The sequence below is a fragment of the Microbacterium pumilum genome (assembly GCF_039530225.1).
In the GTDB taxonomy this organism is placed as follows: Bacteria; Actinomycetota; Actinomycetes; order Actinomycetales; family Microbacteriaceae; genus Microbacterium; species Microbacterium pumilum.
The window spans coordinates 576,853-591,165 of sequence record NZ_BAAAOH010000001.1 but is presented as its reverse complement, the minus strand read 5'-3'; the positions used below and the strand labels follow the sequence as shown (position 1 = coordinate 591,165).

14 protein-coding genes are annotated in these 14,313 nt (G+C 68.3%); 11 read left to right on the top strand and 3 right to left on the bottom strand.

The features are described 5' to 3' along the window. Window positions 1-8 precede the first annotated feature (8 nt). The 5 genes from rlmN (at window position 9) to ABD188_RS02620 (ending at window position 5,169) form a co-directional block, all read left to right on the top strand. Window positions 9-1,247, top strand: a complete 1,239-nt coding sequence (rlmN, locus tag ABD188_RS02640) for a dual-specificity RNA methyltransferase RlmN (RefSeq protein WP_344058251.1) — start codon at window positions 9-11, stop codon at window positions 1,245-1,247. 33 nt (window positions 1,248-1,280) lie between these two features. Further along, window positions 1,281-3,242, top strand: coding sequence for an ABC1 kinase family protein (locus ABD188_RS02635; RefSeq protein WP_344058249.1), 1,962 nt, complete (start codon window positions 1,281-1,283; stop codon window positions 3,240-3,242). A gap of 9 nt (window positions 3,243-3,251) precedes the next feature. Beyond that, window positions 3,252-4,262: an aldo/keto reductase family protein gene (locus ABD188_RS02630; RefSeq protein WP_344058247.1), complete on the top strand. Its 1,011-nt coding sequence runs from the start codon at window positions 3,252-3,254 to the stop codon at window positions 4,260-4,262. After that, window positions 4,259-4,729, top strand: a complete 471-nt coding sequence (locus ABD188_RS02625) for an NUDIX hydrolase (RefSeq protein ID WP_344058245.1) — start codon at window positions 4,259-4,261, stop codon at window positions 4,727-4,729. The genes ABD188_RS02630 and ABD188_RS02625 overlap by 4 nt, the downstream gene beginning before the upstream one ends. A gap of 68 nt (window positions 4,730-4,797) precedes the next feature. Further along, window positions 4,798-5,169, top strand: a complete 372-nt coding sequence (locus ABD188_RS02620; RefSeq protein WP_344058243.1) for a VOC family protein — start codon at window positions 4,798-4,800, stop codon at window positions 5,167-5,169. Here the strand turns inward: ABD188_RS02620 and ABD188_RS02615 are convergent. The 3 genes from ABD188_RS02615 to ABD188_RS02605 are packed head-to-tail and all read right to left on the bottom strand — an operon-like array spanning window position 5,136 to window position 8,200. Next, window positions 5,136-5,645, bottom strand: coding sequence for a GbsR/MarR family transcriptional regulator (locus ABD188_RS02615; protein WP_344058241.1), 510 nt, complete (start codon window positions 5,643-5,645; stop codon window positions 5,136-5,138). The genes ABD188_RS02620 and ABD188_RS02615 overlap by 34 nt on opposite strands. A 12-nt stretch (window positions 5,646-5,657) precedes the next feature. Further along, window positions 5,658-7,280, bottom strand: a complete 1,623-nt coding sequence (locus ABD188_RS02610) for an ABC transporter permease (protein WP_344058239.1) — start codon at window positions 7,278-7,280, stop codon at window positions 5,658-5,660. Further along, window positions 7,280-8,200 carry an ABC transporter ATP-binding protein gene (locus tag ABD188_RS02605; protein ID WP_344058237.1) on the bottom strand — a complete coding sequence of 307 codons (921 nt, stop codon included), beginning with the start codon at window positions 8,198-8,200 and terminating at the stop codon, window positions 7,280-7,282. Before ABD188_RS02605 ends, ABD188_RS02610 begins: the two co-directional genes overlap by 1 nt. Window positions 8,201-8,348: 148 nt before the next feature. Between ABD188_RS02605 and ABD188_RS02600 the strand changes: the two genes are divergently transcribed. The 6 genes from ABD188_RS02600 to ABD188_RS02575 are packed head-to-tail and all read left to right on the top strand — an operon-like array spanning window position 8,349 to window position 14,282. Next, window positions 8,349-9,026: a GntR family transcriptional regulator gene (locus tag ABD188_RS02600; protein ID WP_344066824.1), complete on the top strand. Its 678-nt coding sequence runs from the start codon at window positions 8,349-8,351 to the stop codon at window positions 9,024-9,026. Further along, window positions 9,023-10,549: an MmgE/PrpD family protein gene (locus ABD188_RS02595; RefSeq protein ID WP_344058235.1), complete on the top strand. Its 1,527-nt coding sequence runs from the start codon at window positions 9,023-9,025 to the stop codon at window positions 10,547-10,549. Before ABD188_RS02600 ends, ABD188_RS02595 begins: the two co-directional genes overlap by 4 nt. After that, a complete protein-coding gene (gene prpB / locus ABD188_RS02590) occupies window positions 10,549-11,448 on the top strand; it encodes a methylisocitrate lyase (RefSeq protein WP_344058233.1) in 900 nt (299 codons plus the stop codon). The genes ABD188_RS02595 and prpB overlap by 1 nt, the downstream gene beginning before the upstream one ends. A gap of 10 nt (window positions 11,449-11,458) precedes the next feature. Next, entirely contained in the window at window positions 11,459-12,649 is a 1,191-nt protein-coding gene (locus ABD188_RS02585; RefSeq protein ID WP_344058231.1) for a bifunctional 2-methylcitrate synthase/citrate synthase, read from the top strand. Then, window positions 12,646-13,107 carry a hotdog fold thioesterase gene (locus ABD188_RS02580; protein WP_344058229.1) on the top strand — a complete coding sequence of 154 codons (462 nt, stop codon included), beginning with the start codon at window positions 12,646-12,648 and terminating at the stop codon, window positions 13,105-13,107. The genes ABD188_RS02585 and ABD188_RS02580 overlap by 4 nt, the downstream gene beginning before the upstream one ends. Continuing rightward, window positions 13,104-14,282 carry a thiolase family protein gene (locus ABD188_RS02575; protein WP_344058227.1) on the top strand — a complete coding sequence of 393 codons (1,179 nt, stop codon included), beginning with the start codon at window positions 13,104-13,106 and terminating at the stop codon, window positions 14,280-14,282. Before ABD188_RS02580 ends, ABD188_RS02575 begins: the two co-directional genes overlap by 4 nt. Window positions 14,283-14,313: the final 31 nt, after the last annotated feature.

The window sequence follows — 14,313 nt, the reverse complement described above, 5'->3', positions numbered from 1 at the left end:
CTGAAGACATGACCTCGTCCCCTGAAACTCCGCGCGTGCGCCAGGTGCGCCCGGCGACCGAGGGATGGAAGCAGAAGAAGGATTCCGAGGGTCGGCCTCTCCTCCAGTTCGCCAGCCCGAAGCGCGGCAAACCTCCGGTGCACCTCGCCGATCTGACGCCCGATGAACGCGTCGCGAAGGTCAAGGAGCTCGGTATTCCGGGCTTCCGTGCGAAGCAGCTCGAGAAGCACTACTTCAGCCACTGGACGCACGACCCGGCCGCGATGACCGATCTTCCGGCTGAGGGTCGCGAGGAGTTCGTCCACGGCATGCTTCCGGCGCTCCTGACCGAGGTGCGACGACTCGAGACCGACCGCGGCGACACCATCAAGTTCCTGTGGAAGCTGCACGACGGCGCCCTCGTCGAATCGGTGCTGATGCGCTACCCCGGGCGCATCACGCTGTGCGTGTCTTCGCAGGCGGGATGCGGGATGAACTGCCCGTTCTGCGCCACCGGCCAAGCAGGTCTCACACGCAACATGTCCGCGGCCGAGATCATCGAGCAGATCGTCCGAGCCAACCGGCTGATCGCCGAGGGTGGCCTGGGCGGCAAGAAACGCGACGACCACAGCCTCGAGCGGGTGTCCAACATCGTCTTCATGGGGATGGGTGAGCCCCTCGCCAACTACGCCAGGGTCATGCAGGCCGTGCGCGTCATGGTCGACAAGGAGCACGGGCTCGGAATGAGCGCGCGGGGGATCACGGTGTCGACCGTCGGCCTCGTGCCCGCGATCACCAAGCTCGCCGCCGAGGAGATCCCGGTCACGTTCGCCCTGTCGCTGCACGCCCCGGACGATCAGCTGCGCGACGAGCTCATCCCGGTGAACAGCCGCTGGAAGGTCGACGAGGCTCTCGATGCGGCCCGGGCGTACTTCGACAAGACCGGACGACGCGTCTCCATCGAGTACGCGCTCATCAAGGACATGAACGATCACGCGTGGCGAGCCGACCTGCTCGCCGACAAGCTCAACGCCCGCGGACGCGGCTGGGTGCACGTGAACCCGATTCCACTGAACCCCACGCCCGGATCGATCTGGACCGCTTCCGAGGTTCCGGTGCAGAACGAGTTCGTGCGCAGACTCAATGCCGCCGGCATCCCGACGACTCTGCGCGACACGCGCGGCAAAGAGATCGACGGCGCCTGTGGCCAGCTCGCGACGACCGAGGACGACGAAGCCGCGGCCGCCCTGACGCCGCTCGAGGTCTGACCGCGCAAGCCGCTGCGCTGACAGAATCTGAGCATGCCCACCTGGCTCGCCTTCGCGCTGTTGGCGCTCACGTTCGCCGCTGTCGCGACATGGGTGTCGCGCCGACTCCTCGACACGCCGGTCGGCTGGGTGCGCTCGCTGTTGATCTCCCTCGTCGTGTTCTCGCTGAGCATCCCGCTGGTGCTGTGGATGCTCGAGCAGTCGCACGTGTGGACAGGCGGGAAGTTCGTCGTCGCGTTGCCGATCGCGGCGGTCATCGTGGCGCTCGTCTTCGGCTGGGTGTTCGCGATCGTCGTCGTGGTCATCGTCGTGAGCGAGTTCTTGGTGCCCACTCGGCCGCTCCGCAATCCGATCCTGGTGATCCGCGACGCGATCCGGCGGCGCGACCGCGCCCGGCGATACGCGCAGATCCTCGTCATCGCCTCTCGCCACGGCATCGGGCTGTACCAGAATCGCTCGAGAGGCTACAGCGACGAGCTGCCGGACGCGCTCCTCGGCGCGATCAACGAGGCCGGAGTGACTTTCGTCAAGCTGGGTCAGGTGCTGTCGTCACGCGAGGACGTGCTGCCGCCTCAGTTCATCAGGGCGCTCTCCACGCTGCAGATGGATTCGACTCCCATCCCGTGGACAGAGGCCGAATCGGCGATCCGCCACGAGCTCAAGCGTCCTCTCGACGAGGTGTTCGCCTCGGTCGACCAGACGCCGATGGCGGCGGCATCCGTCGCCCAAGTCCACACCGCGACCCTCCTGAACGGTAAGCGGGTCGTCATCAAGATCCAGCGGCCCCGGGCCCGAGCCCAGGTGACGACCGACCTCGACATCCTCGAGCGACTCGCCGCTGACGCCGAGCGGCGCACCGAGTGGGCACGTGACTACGGCGCGCGTGCGCTGGCGGCGGAGTTCGCGCGCGCGCTCCGCGAAGAACTCGACTATCGCGTCGAGGCCGCCAACACCGAGATGCTCCGGGGGGCGATCGACCGATCGAAGTCGCCACCGCTCAACATCCCCACCGTGTACGGCGACCTCTCCACGTCCCGGATGCTGGTGCTGGAGCGCGCCGACGGCATCCCCTTCAGCCGGCTCACGCCGGATGCGCTGCCGCCCGAGGCGGCGCACGCGGTCGTCGACGGAGTGGTGGATTCGGTCTTCGAGCAGATCGCCGTGCGCGGCGTGTTCCACGCCGACCTCCATGCGGGCAACCTGATCCTCGCCGAGGACCAGACGGTCACTCTGATCGACTTCGGGGCGGTCGGGGTGCTCGAGCGCAGCGTACGCAGGCTCCTCGCTCCGCTCCTGGTGGCGATCGCGAATGACGACGATGTGTCGGCCACCGACATCGTGCTGCTGCTGTGCGCGCCGGCCTCGGGAGGAAGCGTGGAGCAGACCGCACTGCAGCACGACATCGGTGCGATCCTCACGCGCATCGCCAACGCCCAGGTGGGGGAGAACGTCTTCAGCGCGCTGATCGACGTCATGCGTCAGCACCGCCTCGCGGTGCCCCCGTCGCTCCTGCTGGTCTTCCGCACGCTCATCTCGCTGGAGGGTTCGCTGCGTCGACTCGTGCCCGACTACGACATGGTCGGCCGTGGGCTCTCTCGAGCACCTCACATCGCTCTGCAGCTCGCTTCTCCGCGAGTCCTGGCACTCGGGCTGCAGGCTCAGTCGGCCATCGCCGCAGAACAGCTCCGGCGCCTCCCGCGCCGGATCGAGGCGATCACCCAGTCCCTTCAAGACGGCACATTCCAGGTGCGGGTGCGGGCGCTGGAGAGCGCGGACGATCGTCGATGGGTGGACTCGATCCTCGGCGACGTCACCGCGACGATCGTCGGCGTCGCGCTCGTGGCGACCGGCTTCTTCCTCGCCGTGTCCGATGTCGGACCGGCGATGACCGACGGTGTCCGGGTGTTCTCGTTCCTGGGCAGCGTGCTGGGCCTCGGCGGGATGCTCCTCCTCCTGCGGAGCCTCAGCGGAGCCTTCCGCCGAAGGGCCCAGTAGTTTTGAGTGATGGTCAACTATCGGTATCTCGGCAACAGCGGTCTCAAAGTCTCGGAGATCACATACGGCAACTGGGTCACGCACGGCTCGCAGGTCGACGACTCGGCGGCGATCGCCACAGTCCACGCGGCGCTGGATGCCGGCATCACGACGTTCGACACCGCAGACGTCTACGCCAACACCGCCGCCGAGGCCGTGCTCGGCAAGGCCCTCTCCGGTCAGCGACGCGAGTCGCTCGAGATCTTCACGAAGGTGTACTTCCCGACCGGTCCGCATGGACCCAACGACACCGGCCTCAGCCGCAAGCACATCATGGAGTCGATCAACGGTTCGCTCAAGCGCCTCGGCACCGACTACGTCGACCTCTATCAGGCGCACCGGTACGACTACGAGACCCCTCTCGAAGAGACCTTCCAGGCGTTCTCTGACCTGGTCCGGCAGGGCAAGGTGCTCTACATCGGAGTTTCGGAGTGGACGGCGGAGCAGCTGCGCGCCGGTCACGCTCTCGCTCGGAGCTACGGCATCCAGCTCATCTCGAACCAGCCGCAGTACTCGATGCTGTGGCGCGTGATCGAGGGCAAGGTCGTGCCGACCTCGCAGGAGCTCGGCATCTCGCAGATCGTCTGGTCGCCGATGGCCCAGGGCGTGCTGTCGGGAAAGTACCTCCCGGGGCAGCCGGTGCCCGAGGGCTCGCGGGCCACCGACGACAAGAGCGGCGCGAACTTCATCAAGGGCTTCCTGGGCGATGACGTGCTCGAGGCCGTGCAGCGGCTCAAGCCGGTGGCCGAGCAGGCCGGACTCTCGATGCCGCAGCTCGCGATCGCGTGGGTGCTGCAGAACCCGAACGTCGCGGCGGCGCTCGTCGGCGCGTCCCGCCCCGAGCAGCTCGCCGACACGGTGAAGGCCTCGGGCGTCACGCTGGACGCCGACACCATGGCGGCGATCGACGAGGCACTCGGCGACACCCCGAACACCGACGCCGAGCACACCTACGGGGTGTCGCCCACGCAGCGGCCGTGATCACGAGCGCCGGTATCCTGCTGTACCGACTCACCCCCGGGCCGGAGGTCCTCATCGCCCACATGGGCGGGCCGTACTGGAGTGGGAAGGATGCCGGCGCCTGGTCGATTCCGAAGGGCGAGTTCGTCGAGGGTGACGAGACCGCCCTGGATGCCGCGCACCGCGAGTTCGAGGAGGAGCTGGGCGTCGCGGCGCCCGATGTGCCGTACGCGGAGCTCGGCACCTTCGCCTACTCGTCCGGCAAGCGCGTCACCATGTTCATCGGTGACGGTGCGAGGTTCGAGGCTCCCACGGAGGGCTTCGGCGAGTTCGAGCTCGAGTGGCCGCCGCGGTCCGGGCGCAAGGCGTCCTTCCCCGAGGTCGACCGAGCCGAGTGGGCGTCGCTGGATGATGCGCGCGAACGGCTTGTGAAGGGGCAGCGGCCCGCGATCGATGTTCTCGAGGAGCGACTTCGCGCGGCATCCTGAGCCCCTTGTCGGAGGCCCGCATCAGACTCACACTGTCAGGAGCAGTCTCGACGACGAGAGGACACGACATGGCTCACGGCGACATCACTCACATCGACATCCCGGTCAGCGATCTCGACGCGGCGCAGGTCTTCTATTCGAAGCTGTTCGGGTGGCAGATCGCCGCACCACCGGGGTTCGAGGACTACCCGATGTGGCAGGCGCCCAACAAGATCAGCGGTGGAGGGCTCGCTCCGCGCAGCGATGACTTCACGCAGCCGCGGTCCTACGTCGAGGTGGACTCGATCGAGGACACCCTCGCCATCGCGGTCGAGGCCGGTGCCGGCGTCTTGCAGGGCAAGCAGGAGATCACTCCGACGAGCTGGTGGGCGACGATCGTCGACCCCGACGGGAATGTGATCTCGCTCTACGAGGGCGTGACCGAGGTGCCGGAAGCCTGATCGGCGTCTGAGCGCGCTCGGCGCTCCGCATCCCATTCGTCGAGGAACGCCGGCATGCGGTCGGCGAAGAAGCGGAAGAAGGCCGACATCTCCCTGGCGCGCTCGTTCGACAACGGCGCGCCCGGATTCTCGTCGGCGACGGCGTCGATGAGATCGGCCAGCATCCGGTAAAGCGGCGCGTTCGCGGTCAGCACCGAGTGCCACCCGTCGTCGATGAGGTCGTAACGGTCACGGCGGTCGCCCGCGCGCGAGAGCCGATGGACGATGTGGATCGACTGCAGATAGCGCACCGCGCCAGACACGGCTGCGGCCGAGACCCCCAGTCGCTCTGCGAGCTCGGCGGCCGAGTAGCCCTCGTCGGGCGATCCGACGAGAGCCATCATGACGCGAGCCGACATCCGAGGCATGCCGGCCGCCGTGAGCATCGCGGCGGCGCGCTCGGCGGCTTCGGCACCGGGATACGTCGGCTCGGTCATCTGGCCCCCACGTTATCCGCCGGTCGCCAGTTCGCGACGGCGCATGAGCGTCACGGATGCCGCCCCACCCACGACGACGGCGAGGATCAGCCACCACATCCCTCGAACGTCGACACCATCCGGCGTCACTTCGGGGGCCACGGCGAGCGGCGAGAGGTGCACCAGCCAGTCCGGGAACCCGAACAGCGGTCCGAACAGGCCCAGCATCGAGCCGACCCCGACCAGGGTCCATCCGGCCGCAATCGTCGCCCGCGGCGCGAGCACGAAGACGAGCGCCGTGAGCACGACGAAGACGGATGCCGCGAGCAGCTGCCCGAACGCCGTGATCGTGATCGTCTCAAGGAGGCCCCAGTCGCCGTCGGCGGACGCCAGCCCGAGCATCGCGCCGCCGATACCGGCTACCGCCACGCCGACGACCGCGAGGAACGCGATGACGATGTAGTCGACGAGCCAGCGGACGCGGCCGACAGCCGCCGACAGGACAGGCTCGGCCGTGCCATGCGCCTCCTCCTGCCGAGCGCGCGACACGATCTGGACGCCCGCGCACGCCGCGAAGATCCCGAGCATCACGAAGAAGACGGACACGGTGGCCTGCGCCAGACTTCCCGCGCCGCCCGCGATCTTCGACAGGATCTCCTCGACCGCGGGGTTCTGATTGCCGATGTCGTCGACGACGGAGGCGAGCGAGGTCGACAGCATCCCCGTGAGAAGCCCTCCGATCGTCCAGCCGAGGATCGCGCCCCATGTCAGGCGCCACACCAGCCCCGTCGGCGACGAAAGCAGTGGACGCGCCTCAGCACGGCCGAGCCGTTCGGGCACGAGGCTCTCGCCGAGATCGCGAACGGCTTGGAGCGCGATCGCGACACCTGCGAGCAGCAGCCCGAATGCGAGCGCCAGGACCGCGGGCCAGAGGTTGTCATCGGCGTAGGCGCGCACGTTCTCGCCCCAACCGAAGGGCGAGAGCCACGTCAGCCATGAACTCTCCATCCACTGCAGGTCGTCGCTCGGCGTGCCCAAGGCATTGCCGATTCCGCACAGCACGAAGGTGATCACGAGGATCCACGTTGCGAGCGCGTTCGCGCCGCGAGACGTGCGCATGAGCTGGCCGGCGACGAGGCCGATTCCGAGGAAGGCGACGCCGACGCAGCCGACCGCGAATCCCGCCACCTTCGCTCCCGACGCATCGAGCCCGGTGCCGATGAACGCGAGCGTCGTGAGCGCCGCGAGCACGAAGTTCGCGATCAAGCCGTGCATCACGGTCGCCACGACGGGCGTCGTCCTGCCGGCGGGCGTCGCTGAGACGAGCTCGGCCCGGCCCTGCTCCTCATCCATCCGGGTGTGCCGCACCGCGAGGAACGAGCTCATGAACGCGGCCATCATGGCGAGCCACGGAAAGATCAGGAACACCATGAACGCGCCGATCTCGGCGCCGGACGGGAGCCCGCGGAAGAGCAGGATCACGGGATTCGCCATCACGGTCACCAGTAGCTGCTCTCGGTCCTGCAATGAGCCGTAGGACTGCGAGACCCCGGTGTAGGACAGGTACGCGAGGGCTGCTGTCCCGATGGCCCAGATCAGGAGCTGGCGCCAGTCGCGGCGCATCCGCTGCCGCAGCAACGCGCCGAGTCCGCTCATCACTTCGCCTCGGCCGCCTCGAGGGCAGCCAGGTCGTCGCCGTAGTGGCGGAGGAACAGCTCCTCGAGCGACGGCGGCTCGATGCGAAGACCCTGCACGTCGCGCTGTGCGAGCACGGGGAGGACTCCGACGATGGCGTCGCTGTCGACCGTGAAACGCGCCCGGCCCTCGGTGAGAGTGACGTCGTGCGCACCCGGGATGCCCTGGGGCGAGGTGGTGGCGTCGAAAGACACCTCGGTGCGGGTGAGATGCCGCAGCTCGGCGAGCGTGCCCGACTCGACGATCCTGCCGGAGCGGATGATGCTCACGCGATCGCACAGCTGCTCGACCTCGGAGAGGATGTGGCTCGAGAGGAGCACGGTCGACCCGGCCGCGCGGATGCGGTCGATCTCCTCGCGGAAGACGACCTCCATCAGCGGGTCCAGGCCGCTCGTAGGCTCATCGAGGATGTAGAGCTCGGCCGGCACCGAAAGCGCGGCGATGAGCGCGACCTTCTGACGGTTGCCCTTCGAGTACGCCCGGCCCTTCTTGCGCGGATCGAACTGGAACGCCTCCATCAGGCGTTCCTTGCCGGTGCGGTAGGCGGCATCCCGCCGCGAAGCGCCGCGAAGACGCGCGAGCAGGTCGATCGCCTCGCCGCCCGACAAGTTCGGCCAGAGGCTCACATCGCCGGGCACCGACGCGATGCGGCGGTGGAGGTCGACGGCGTTGCGCCACGGGTCGGAGCCGAAGACGGTGGCCTCGCCGGATGTGGCGCGCGCGAGTCCGAGGAGGACCCGGATGGTGGTGGACTTCCCCGCGCCGTTCGGGCCGAGGAATCCGTGGATCTGGCCCGCTTCGACGTCGAGGTCGAGCCCATCGAGGGCGCGGACCTTGCCGTATCGCTTGACGAGACCCTGGGTGTGGATGACGGTAGCCATGAGCGCGAGCGTACGCTTCTTTCACGAATTTGTGAATACTGTAGTCCAGTGGCTTCGATGTATACGGAATGGGATATTCCGTGACCCAGATCGCTCTACGGAGCATTTTATGTATACAATGACCGAATCGACTGATGAGGAGGTGCGAGTGCGGGCGAGTGATCGGGCGTACGCGAGCCTTCTCGATGAGATCCAGCGCGGCATCCTGCCCCCCGGCACAGTGCTCGGCGAGGTCGAACAGGCGACGCGACTCGGTGTGAGTCGCACTCCGCTGCGTGAGGCGCTCGGCAGGCTCGCCGCCGACGGTCTCGTCGCCCAGCAGTCCGCGCGGGTCACGGTCGTCACCGACGTCGATGCGGGCGACATCCGCGAGCTGTTCGAAGTCCGTCGCGCGCTGGAAGAGACCGCCGCGCGGTTGGCGGCCGAGCGAGGGGATGCCGGTGCCTTCGCCGAACTGGCGGATGCATTCGCGCGCGCCGGCCTCGACGGGGGCCAGGATGCGCTGGACGACTACTACGCACTCATCTCGCTCTTCGACGCGCAGCTCGATGCCGCTGTGGCGAACGACTACCTCACCGCAGCGCTGCGGACCGTGCGCACCCACCTCGTGCGGGTGAGGCGACTCGCGCGCGACAATCCACCACGGCTCGCGGCCTCCGTCGCCGAGCACCGGCTGATCGCCGCGGCGATCGCGCACCGCGACGCGGATCTCGCGGCGCACGCGACGCACGTCCACCTGCACAACGCGCTCGCGAACATCCTCACCGCCGTCGAAGGCGCTTCGACAGGCTCAGCGACCGACCGCCCACAAAAGGGAGCAGCATGACCGTCATCCACCACCTGCGGGTGCACCGCAGCGACGAGAACCTCGAGCGCGAGGGGCAGCTGGCCTGGCACATCGCCGAGATCGCGGCCGATCCGGTCGAGGTCGACCAGGACGTCGTCGACATGATCGTCAACCGCGTCATCGACAACGCGGCCGTGGCCGCGGCATCCCTCACGCGCGCCCCCGTGAGTGCCGCCCGGCAGCAGGCTCTCGACCACGCGGTCTCGATCGGCGGCGACGGGTCGACGGTGTTCGGATGCGCGCTCGACCGGCGGACGAGCCCGGAATGGGCTGCGTGGGCGAACGGTGTCGCCGTTCGCGAGCTCGACTACCACGACACGTTCCTCGCAGCGGAGTACTCGCACCCGGGCGACAACATCCCGCCGATCGTCGCCGTCGCCCAGCACGTCGGCGCGGACGGCGCCGCGCTGGTGCGCGGGCTCGCGACCGGATACGAGATCCAGATCGACCTGGTGCGCGCGATCTCGCTCCACAAGCACAAGATCGACCACGTCGCCCACCTCGGCCCGTCGGCTGCCGCCGGAATCGGGACCCTGCTCGACCTCGACGTCGAGACGATCTACCAGGCCGTCGGTCAGGCGCTTCACACCACCACCGCGACCCGCCAGTCGCGCAAGGGCGAGATCTCGACGTGGAAGGCGCATGCGCCCGCCTTCGCGGGCAAGATGGCCGTCGAAGCCGTCGACCGCGCGATGCGCGGTGAGACCTCGCCGAGCCCCATCTACGAGGGCGAGGACGGCGTCATCGCTTGGCTGCTCGACGGACCGGACGCGTCGTACGACGTGCCGCTGCCGGGTCCCGGCGAGGCGAAGCGCGGCATCCTCGACTCGTACACGAAGGAGCACTCGGCCGAATACCAGGCTCAGGCGTGGATCGACCTGGCGCGTCGGCTCGGCGCGGAGCGGCCAGAGCTGCGCGATCCGGCGAACATCGAGTCGATCGTGCTGCACACCAGCCACCACACGCACTACGTCATCGGCTCGGGGGCGAACGACCCGCAGAAGTACGACCCCACGGCGTCGCGCGAGACGCTCGACCATTCGATCCCGTACATCTTCGCGGTCGCGCTGCAGGACGGCGGCTGGCACCATGTCGAGTCCTACGCGCCGGAGCGCGCGGCACGAGCCGACACGGTCGAGCTGTGGCACAAGGTCACCACCGCCGAGGACGAGGAGTGGACGCGCCGATACCACTCGGACGACCCGAACGAGAAGGCGTTCGGCGGCCGCGTCGAGATCCGTCTCGCGAACGGCGAGAGCGTGACCGACGAGATCGCCGTGGCGGATGCGCACCCGCTCGGCGCGCGTCCGTTCGCGCGGGAGGACTACATCCGCAAGTTCCGGATGCTCGCCGAGCCTGTGCTGTCCGCGGCCGAGATCGAGCGATTCCTCGACCTGGCGCAGCGTCTGCCGGACCTGTCGCCCCGAGAGGTGCAGCAGCTCACGATCGTGGCCGAGCTCGGCGTGCTCGCGAGCGCCCCCGCGCCGAAGGGCCTGTTCTGATGCTGTACTCGACAACCACCGCTGCCGAGAAGCGGCGGCTGTTCCGCGAGCGGCTGGCCTCCGGCGAGCTGCTGCGGTTCCCCGGCGCGTTCAACCCGCTGTCGGCGCGGCTCATCGAGCGCAAGGGCTTCGAGGGGGTCTACATCTCGGGAGCGGTGCTCGCCGCCGACCTGGGGCTGCCCGACATCGGCCTGACGACGCTGACCGAGGTCGCCGGCCGCGGGCAGCAGATCGCCCGGATGACCGAACTGCCCGCCATCATCGATGCCGACACCGGGTTCGGCGAGCCCATGAACGTCGCGCGCACCATCCAGACCCTCGAGGACGCCGGGCTCGCCGGCACCCACATCGAGGATCAGATCAACCCCAAGCGCTGCGGCCACCTCGACGGCAAGGCCGTGGTCGACCAAGACACCGCGATCAAGCGGATCCGAGCCGCGGCAGATGCCCGTCGCGACCCGAACTTCCTCATCATGGCGCGGACCGACATCCGTGCTGTAGAGGGGCTGGATGCCGCGATCGACCGCGCGAAGGCGCTCGTGGATGCCGGTGCCGATGCGATCTTCCCCGAGGCGATGCGCGATCTCGGCGAGTTCGAGGCGCTGCGCGCGGCGCTCGACGTGCCGATCCTCGCCAACATGACGGAGTTCGGCAAGAGCGAGCTGTTCTCGTCGGATCAGCTGCGCGACGTCGGCGTGAACATCGTGATCTGGCCCGTCTCGCTCCTCCGCATCGCGATGGGCGCTGCCGGTCGAGCGCTGGATACGCTGAACGACGAGGGCCATCTCACCTCGAAGCTCGGTGAGATGCAGCACCGCGCCGACCTCTACGACCTCGTCGACTACGAGGACTACAACCACTTCGACACTTCGGTGTTCAACTTCACCATCGCTCGCTGAGGAGACCGACATGACAGACACGATCGAGATCAAGAAGGGCCTCGCCGGGGTCACCGTCGACTACACCGCCGTGTCGAAGGTCAACCCCGATACCAACAGCCTGCTGTACCGGGGCTATCCGGTGCAGGAACTCGCGGCCACGCAGTCGTTCGAGGCCGTCGCGTACCTGCTCTGGTACGGCGAGCTGCCGACCGAATCGCAGCTGGCCGGGTTCGTCGCCGAGGAGCGGGCGAACCGCACGCTCGATGACAACGTCAAGCAGGCGATCGACCTGGTCCCGCTCGAGGCGCACCCGATGGACGTGCTCCGCACGGCCGTCTCGCTGGTGGGGGCATCCGATCCCGCCGCGTTCGACAATTCGCGCGAGTCCGACCTGGCGAAGTCCAAGCGCCTGTTCGCCAAGTTGCCGGCGATGGTCGCCTACGACCAGCGCCGCCGTCGTGGTCAAGCACTGGTCGAGCCCCGCGACGACCTGGACTACTCGCAGAACTTCCTCTGGATGACGTTCGGCGAGCTGCCCGACCCGGTCGTGGTGCGCGCATTCAACGTCTCGATGATCCTGTACGGCGAGCACTCGTTCAACGCGTCGACGTTCACCGCCCGCGTGATCACCAGCACGTTGGCCGACCTGTACTCGGCGGTCGTCGGAGCGATCGGCGCGCTCAAGGGACCGCTGCACGGTGGCGCGAACGAAGCCGTCATGCATATCTTCGACGAGATCGGATCGGCCGAGAACGTCTCGCCGTGGCTCGATACGGCGCTCGCCGAGAAGCGCAAGATCATGGGCTTCGGCCACCGCGTCTACAAGCACGGAGACTCCCGGGTGCCGACGATGAAGGCCGCCCTCGACACGCTCGTCGAGCACTATTCCCTGGAAGGCGACCACGCGCGCGATCTGGCCGCGCTGTACGACACCCTGGAGTCCGAGTTCGTCGCGCGCAAGGGCATCTACCCGAACCTCGATTACCCCTCGGGTCCGACCTACAACCTGATCGGTTTCGACACGCTGACCTTCACGCCGCTCTTCGTGGCGTCACGGGTCACCGGCTGGACCGCGCACATCATGGAGCAGGCGGCATCCAACGCCCTGATCCGTCCGCTGTCGGCCTACAACGGTCCGGACGAGCGGCACATCGACGGCTACGTGCCCGATGATGCCTTCGCCGCGACCGTCCGACGCGCGGAGGAGTCCGTCGAGTGAGCGTGTGGGTCGGCGATGTCGACAGCATCGATCTGAACGGAATGTCGCAGGGCACGCTCATCGAGACGCTCGGCATCGAGATCATCGAGGTGCGCGATGACGCGATCGTCGCGCGGATGCCGGTGGACCACCGCACCGTGCAGCCGGCCGGTGTGCTGCACGGCGGGGCATCCGTCGCACTGGCCGAGACTCTCGCCTCGTGGGCCGGCTTCCTCGCCGTGGACCGCGAGAGGTTCCACGTCGTGGGCCAGGAGATCAACGCCAACCACATCCGGCCGGTCTTCACCGGATGGGTGACCGCGACGGCGACCCCGGCCGCGATCGGCAGGCGCTCGCAGGTCTGGGAGATCCGGATCGTCGACGATGCCGGCAAGCTCGCCTGCATCTCGCGTTGCACACTCGCGGTCATCGAGCAGCGCAGCACCTACACGACCGCGGAGCAGAGGGAGCGATCATGACCCGCGATGCCGTCATCGTCGATGTCGTCCGCACGCCGTCAGGACGAGGCAAACCGGGGGGAGCGCTCAGCGGTGTGCACCCCGTAGACCTCGCGGCCGGCGTGCTGCGCTCGGTCCTCGAGCGCAGCGGGCTGGAGTCGAGGCAGATCGACGATGTGCTGGTCGGCTGTGTGAGCCAGATCGGCGACCAGTCGATGAACATCGCCCGCCAGGCCGTTCTCGCCGCCGGCTTCGACGAGTCGGTGCCCGCGACGACGATCGATCGGCAGTGCGGATCGAGCCAGCAGGCCGCGCATTTCGCCGCGCAGGGCGTCATCGCCGGCGCCTACGACATCGTCATCGCCGCCGGGGTGGAGTCGATGAGTCGTGTGCCGCTCGGGTCATCGCGCACCGGCGGCTCGTTGCCGCGCGGACTCGCGGAACGCTACCCCGAGGGCCTCGTGAACCAGGGCGTGTCCGCCGAGCTGATCGCCCGCAAGTGGGGGTTCAGCCGTGGCGAGCTCGACGCATTCTCGGCCGAGTCGCACCGGCGGGCAGCGGATGCGGCGGCTCAGGGCCGCTTCGCATCGCAGCTGTTGCCCGTCACGACGGACAGCGGCATCGTCCAGGCGGATGAGACGGTGCGCGCCGGCACGACGGTGGAGGGACTCGCGGGTCTCGGTCCGGCATTCCGCACCGATGCCCTCGCGGAGCGCTTCCCCGACCTCGAGTGGAACATCACGGCGGGCAATTCCTCGCCGCTGACGGATGCCGCATCCGCCGTCCTCATCATGAGCGACGCGAAGGCGGTCGAACTCGGCCTCACGCCTCGAGCGCGCTTCCACTCGTTCGCCGTGGTCGGCGATGACCCGCTGTTCATGCTCACGGGGCCGATTCCGGCCACCCGCCGCATCCTCGAGCGAAACGGCCTGGCGATGGACGACCTCGACGCGTACGAGGTGAATGAGGCCTTCGCATCGGTGCCGCTCGCCTGGGCGAAGGAGCTCGGCGCGGATCCGGCGAAGCTCAACCCGTGGGGCGGCGCGATCGCGCTCGGTCATGCGGTCGGCGCCTCGGGCACCCGCCTGCTCGGCACGCTCATCGCTCACCTCGATGCGGTCGGTGGTCGCTACGGGCTGCAGACGATGTGCGAGGGCGGCGGTATGGCGAACGCGACGATCATCGAGCGCCTCTGACTGGTCAACCCCCTCGACCCTGCGGGTGGCG

Coding starts and splice junctions, on each gene's coding strand:
- rlmN (WP_344058251.1), top strand. CDS start 9: ATGACCTCGTCCCCTGAAACTCCGCGCGTGCGCCAGGTGCGCCCGGCG.
- ABD188_RS02635 (WP_344058249.1), top strand. CDS start 1,281: ATGCCCACCTGGCTCGCCTTCGCGCTGTTGGCGCTCACGTTCGCCGCT.
- ABD188_RS02630 (WP_344058247.1), top strand. CDS start 3,252: ATGGTCAACTATCGGTATCTCGGCAACAGCGGTCTCAAAGTCTCGGAG.
- ABD188_RS02620 (WP_344058243.1), top strand. CDS start 4,798: ATGGCTCACGGCGACATCACTCACATCGACATCCCGGTCAGCGATCTC.
- ABD188_RS02615 (WP_344058241.1), bottom strand. CDS start 5,645: ATGACCGAGCCGACGTATCCCGGTGCCGAAGCCGCCGAGCGCGCCGCC.
- ABD188_RS02610 (WP_344058239.1), bottom strand. CDS start 7,280: ATGAGCGGACTCGGCGCGTTGCTGCGGCAGCGGATGCGCCGCGACTGG.
- ABD188_RS02605 (WP_344058237.1), bottom strand. CDS start 8,200: ATGGCTACCGTCATCCACACCCAGGGTCTCGTCAAGCGATACGGCAAG.
- ABD188_RS02595 (WP_344058235.1), top strand. CDS start 9,023: ATGACCGTCATCCACCACCTGCGGGTGCACCGCAGCGACGAGAACCTC.
- prpB (WP_344058233.1), top strand. CDS start 10,549: ATGCTGTACTCGACAACCACCGCTGCCGAGAAGCGGCGGCTGTTCCGC.
- ABD188_RS02585 (WP_344058231.1), top strand. CDS start 11,459: ATGACAGACACGATCGAGATCAAGAAGGGCCTCGCCGGGGTCACCGTC.
- ABD188_RS02575 (WP_344058227.1), top strand. CDS start 13,104: ATGACCCGCGATGCCGTCATCGTCGATGTCGTCCGCACGCCGTCAGGA.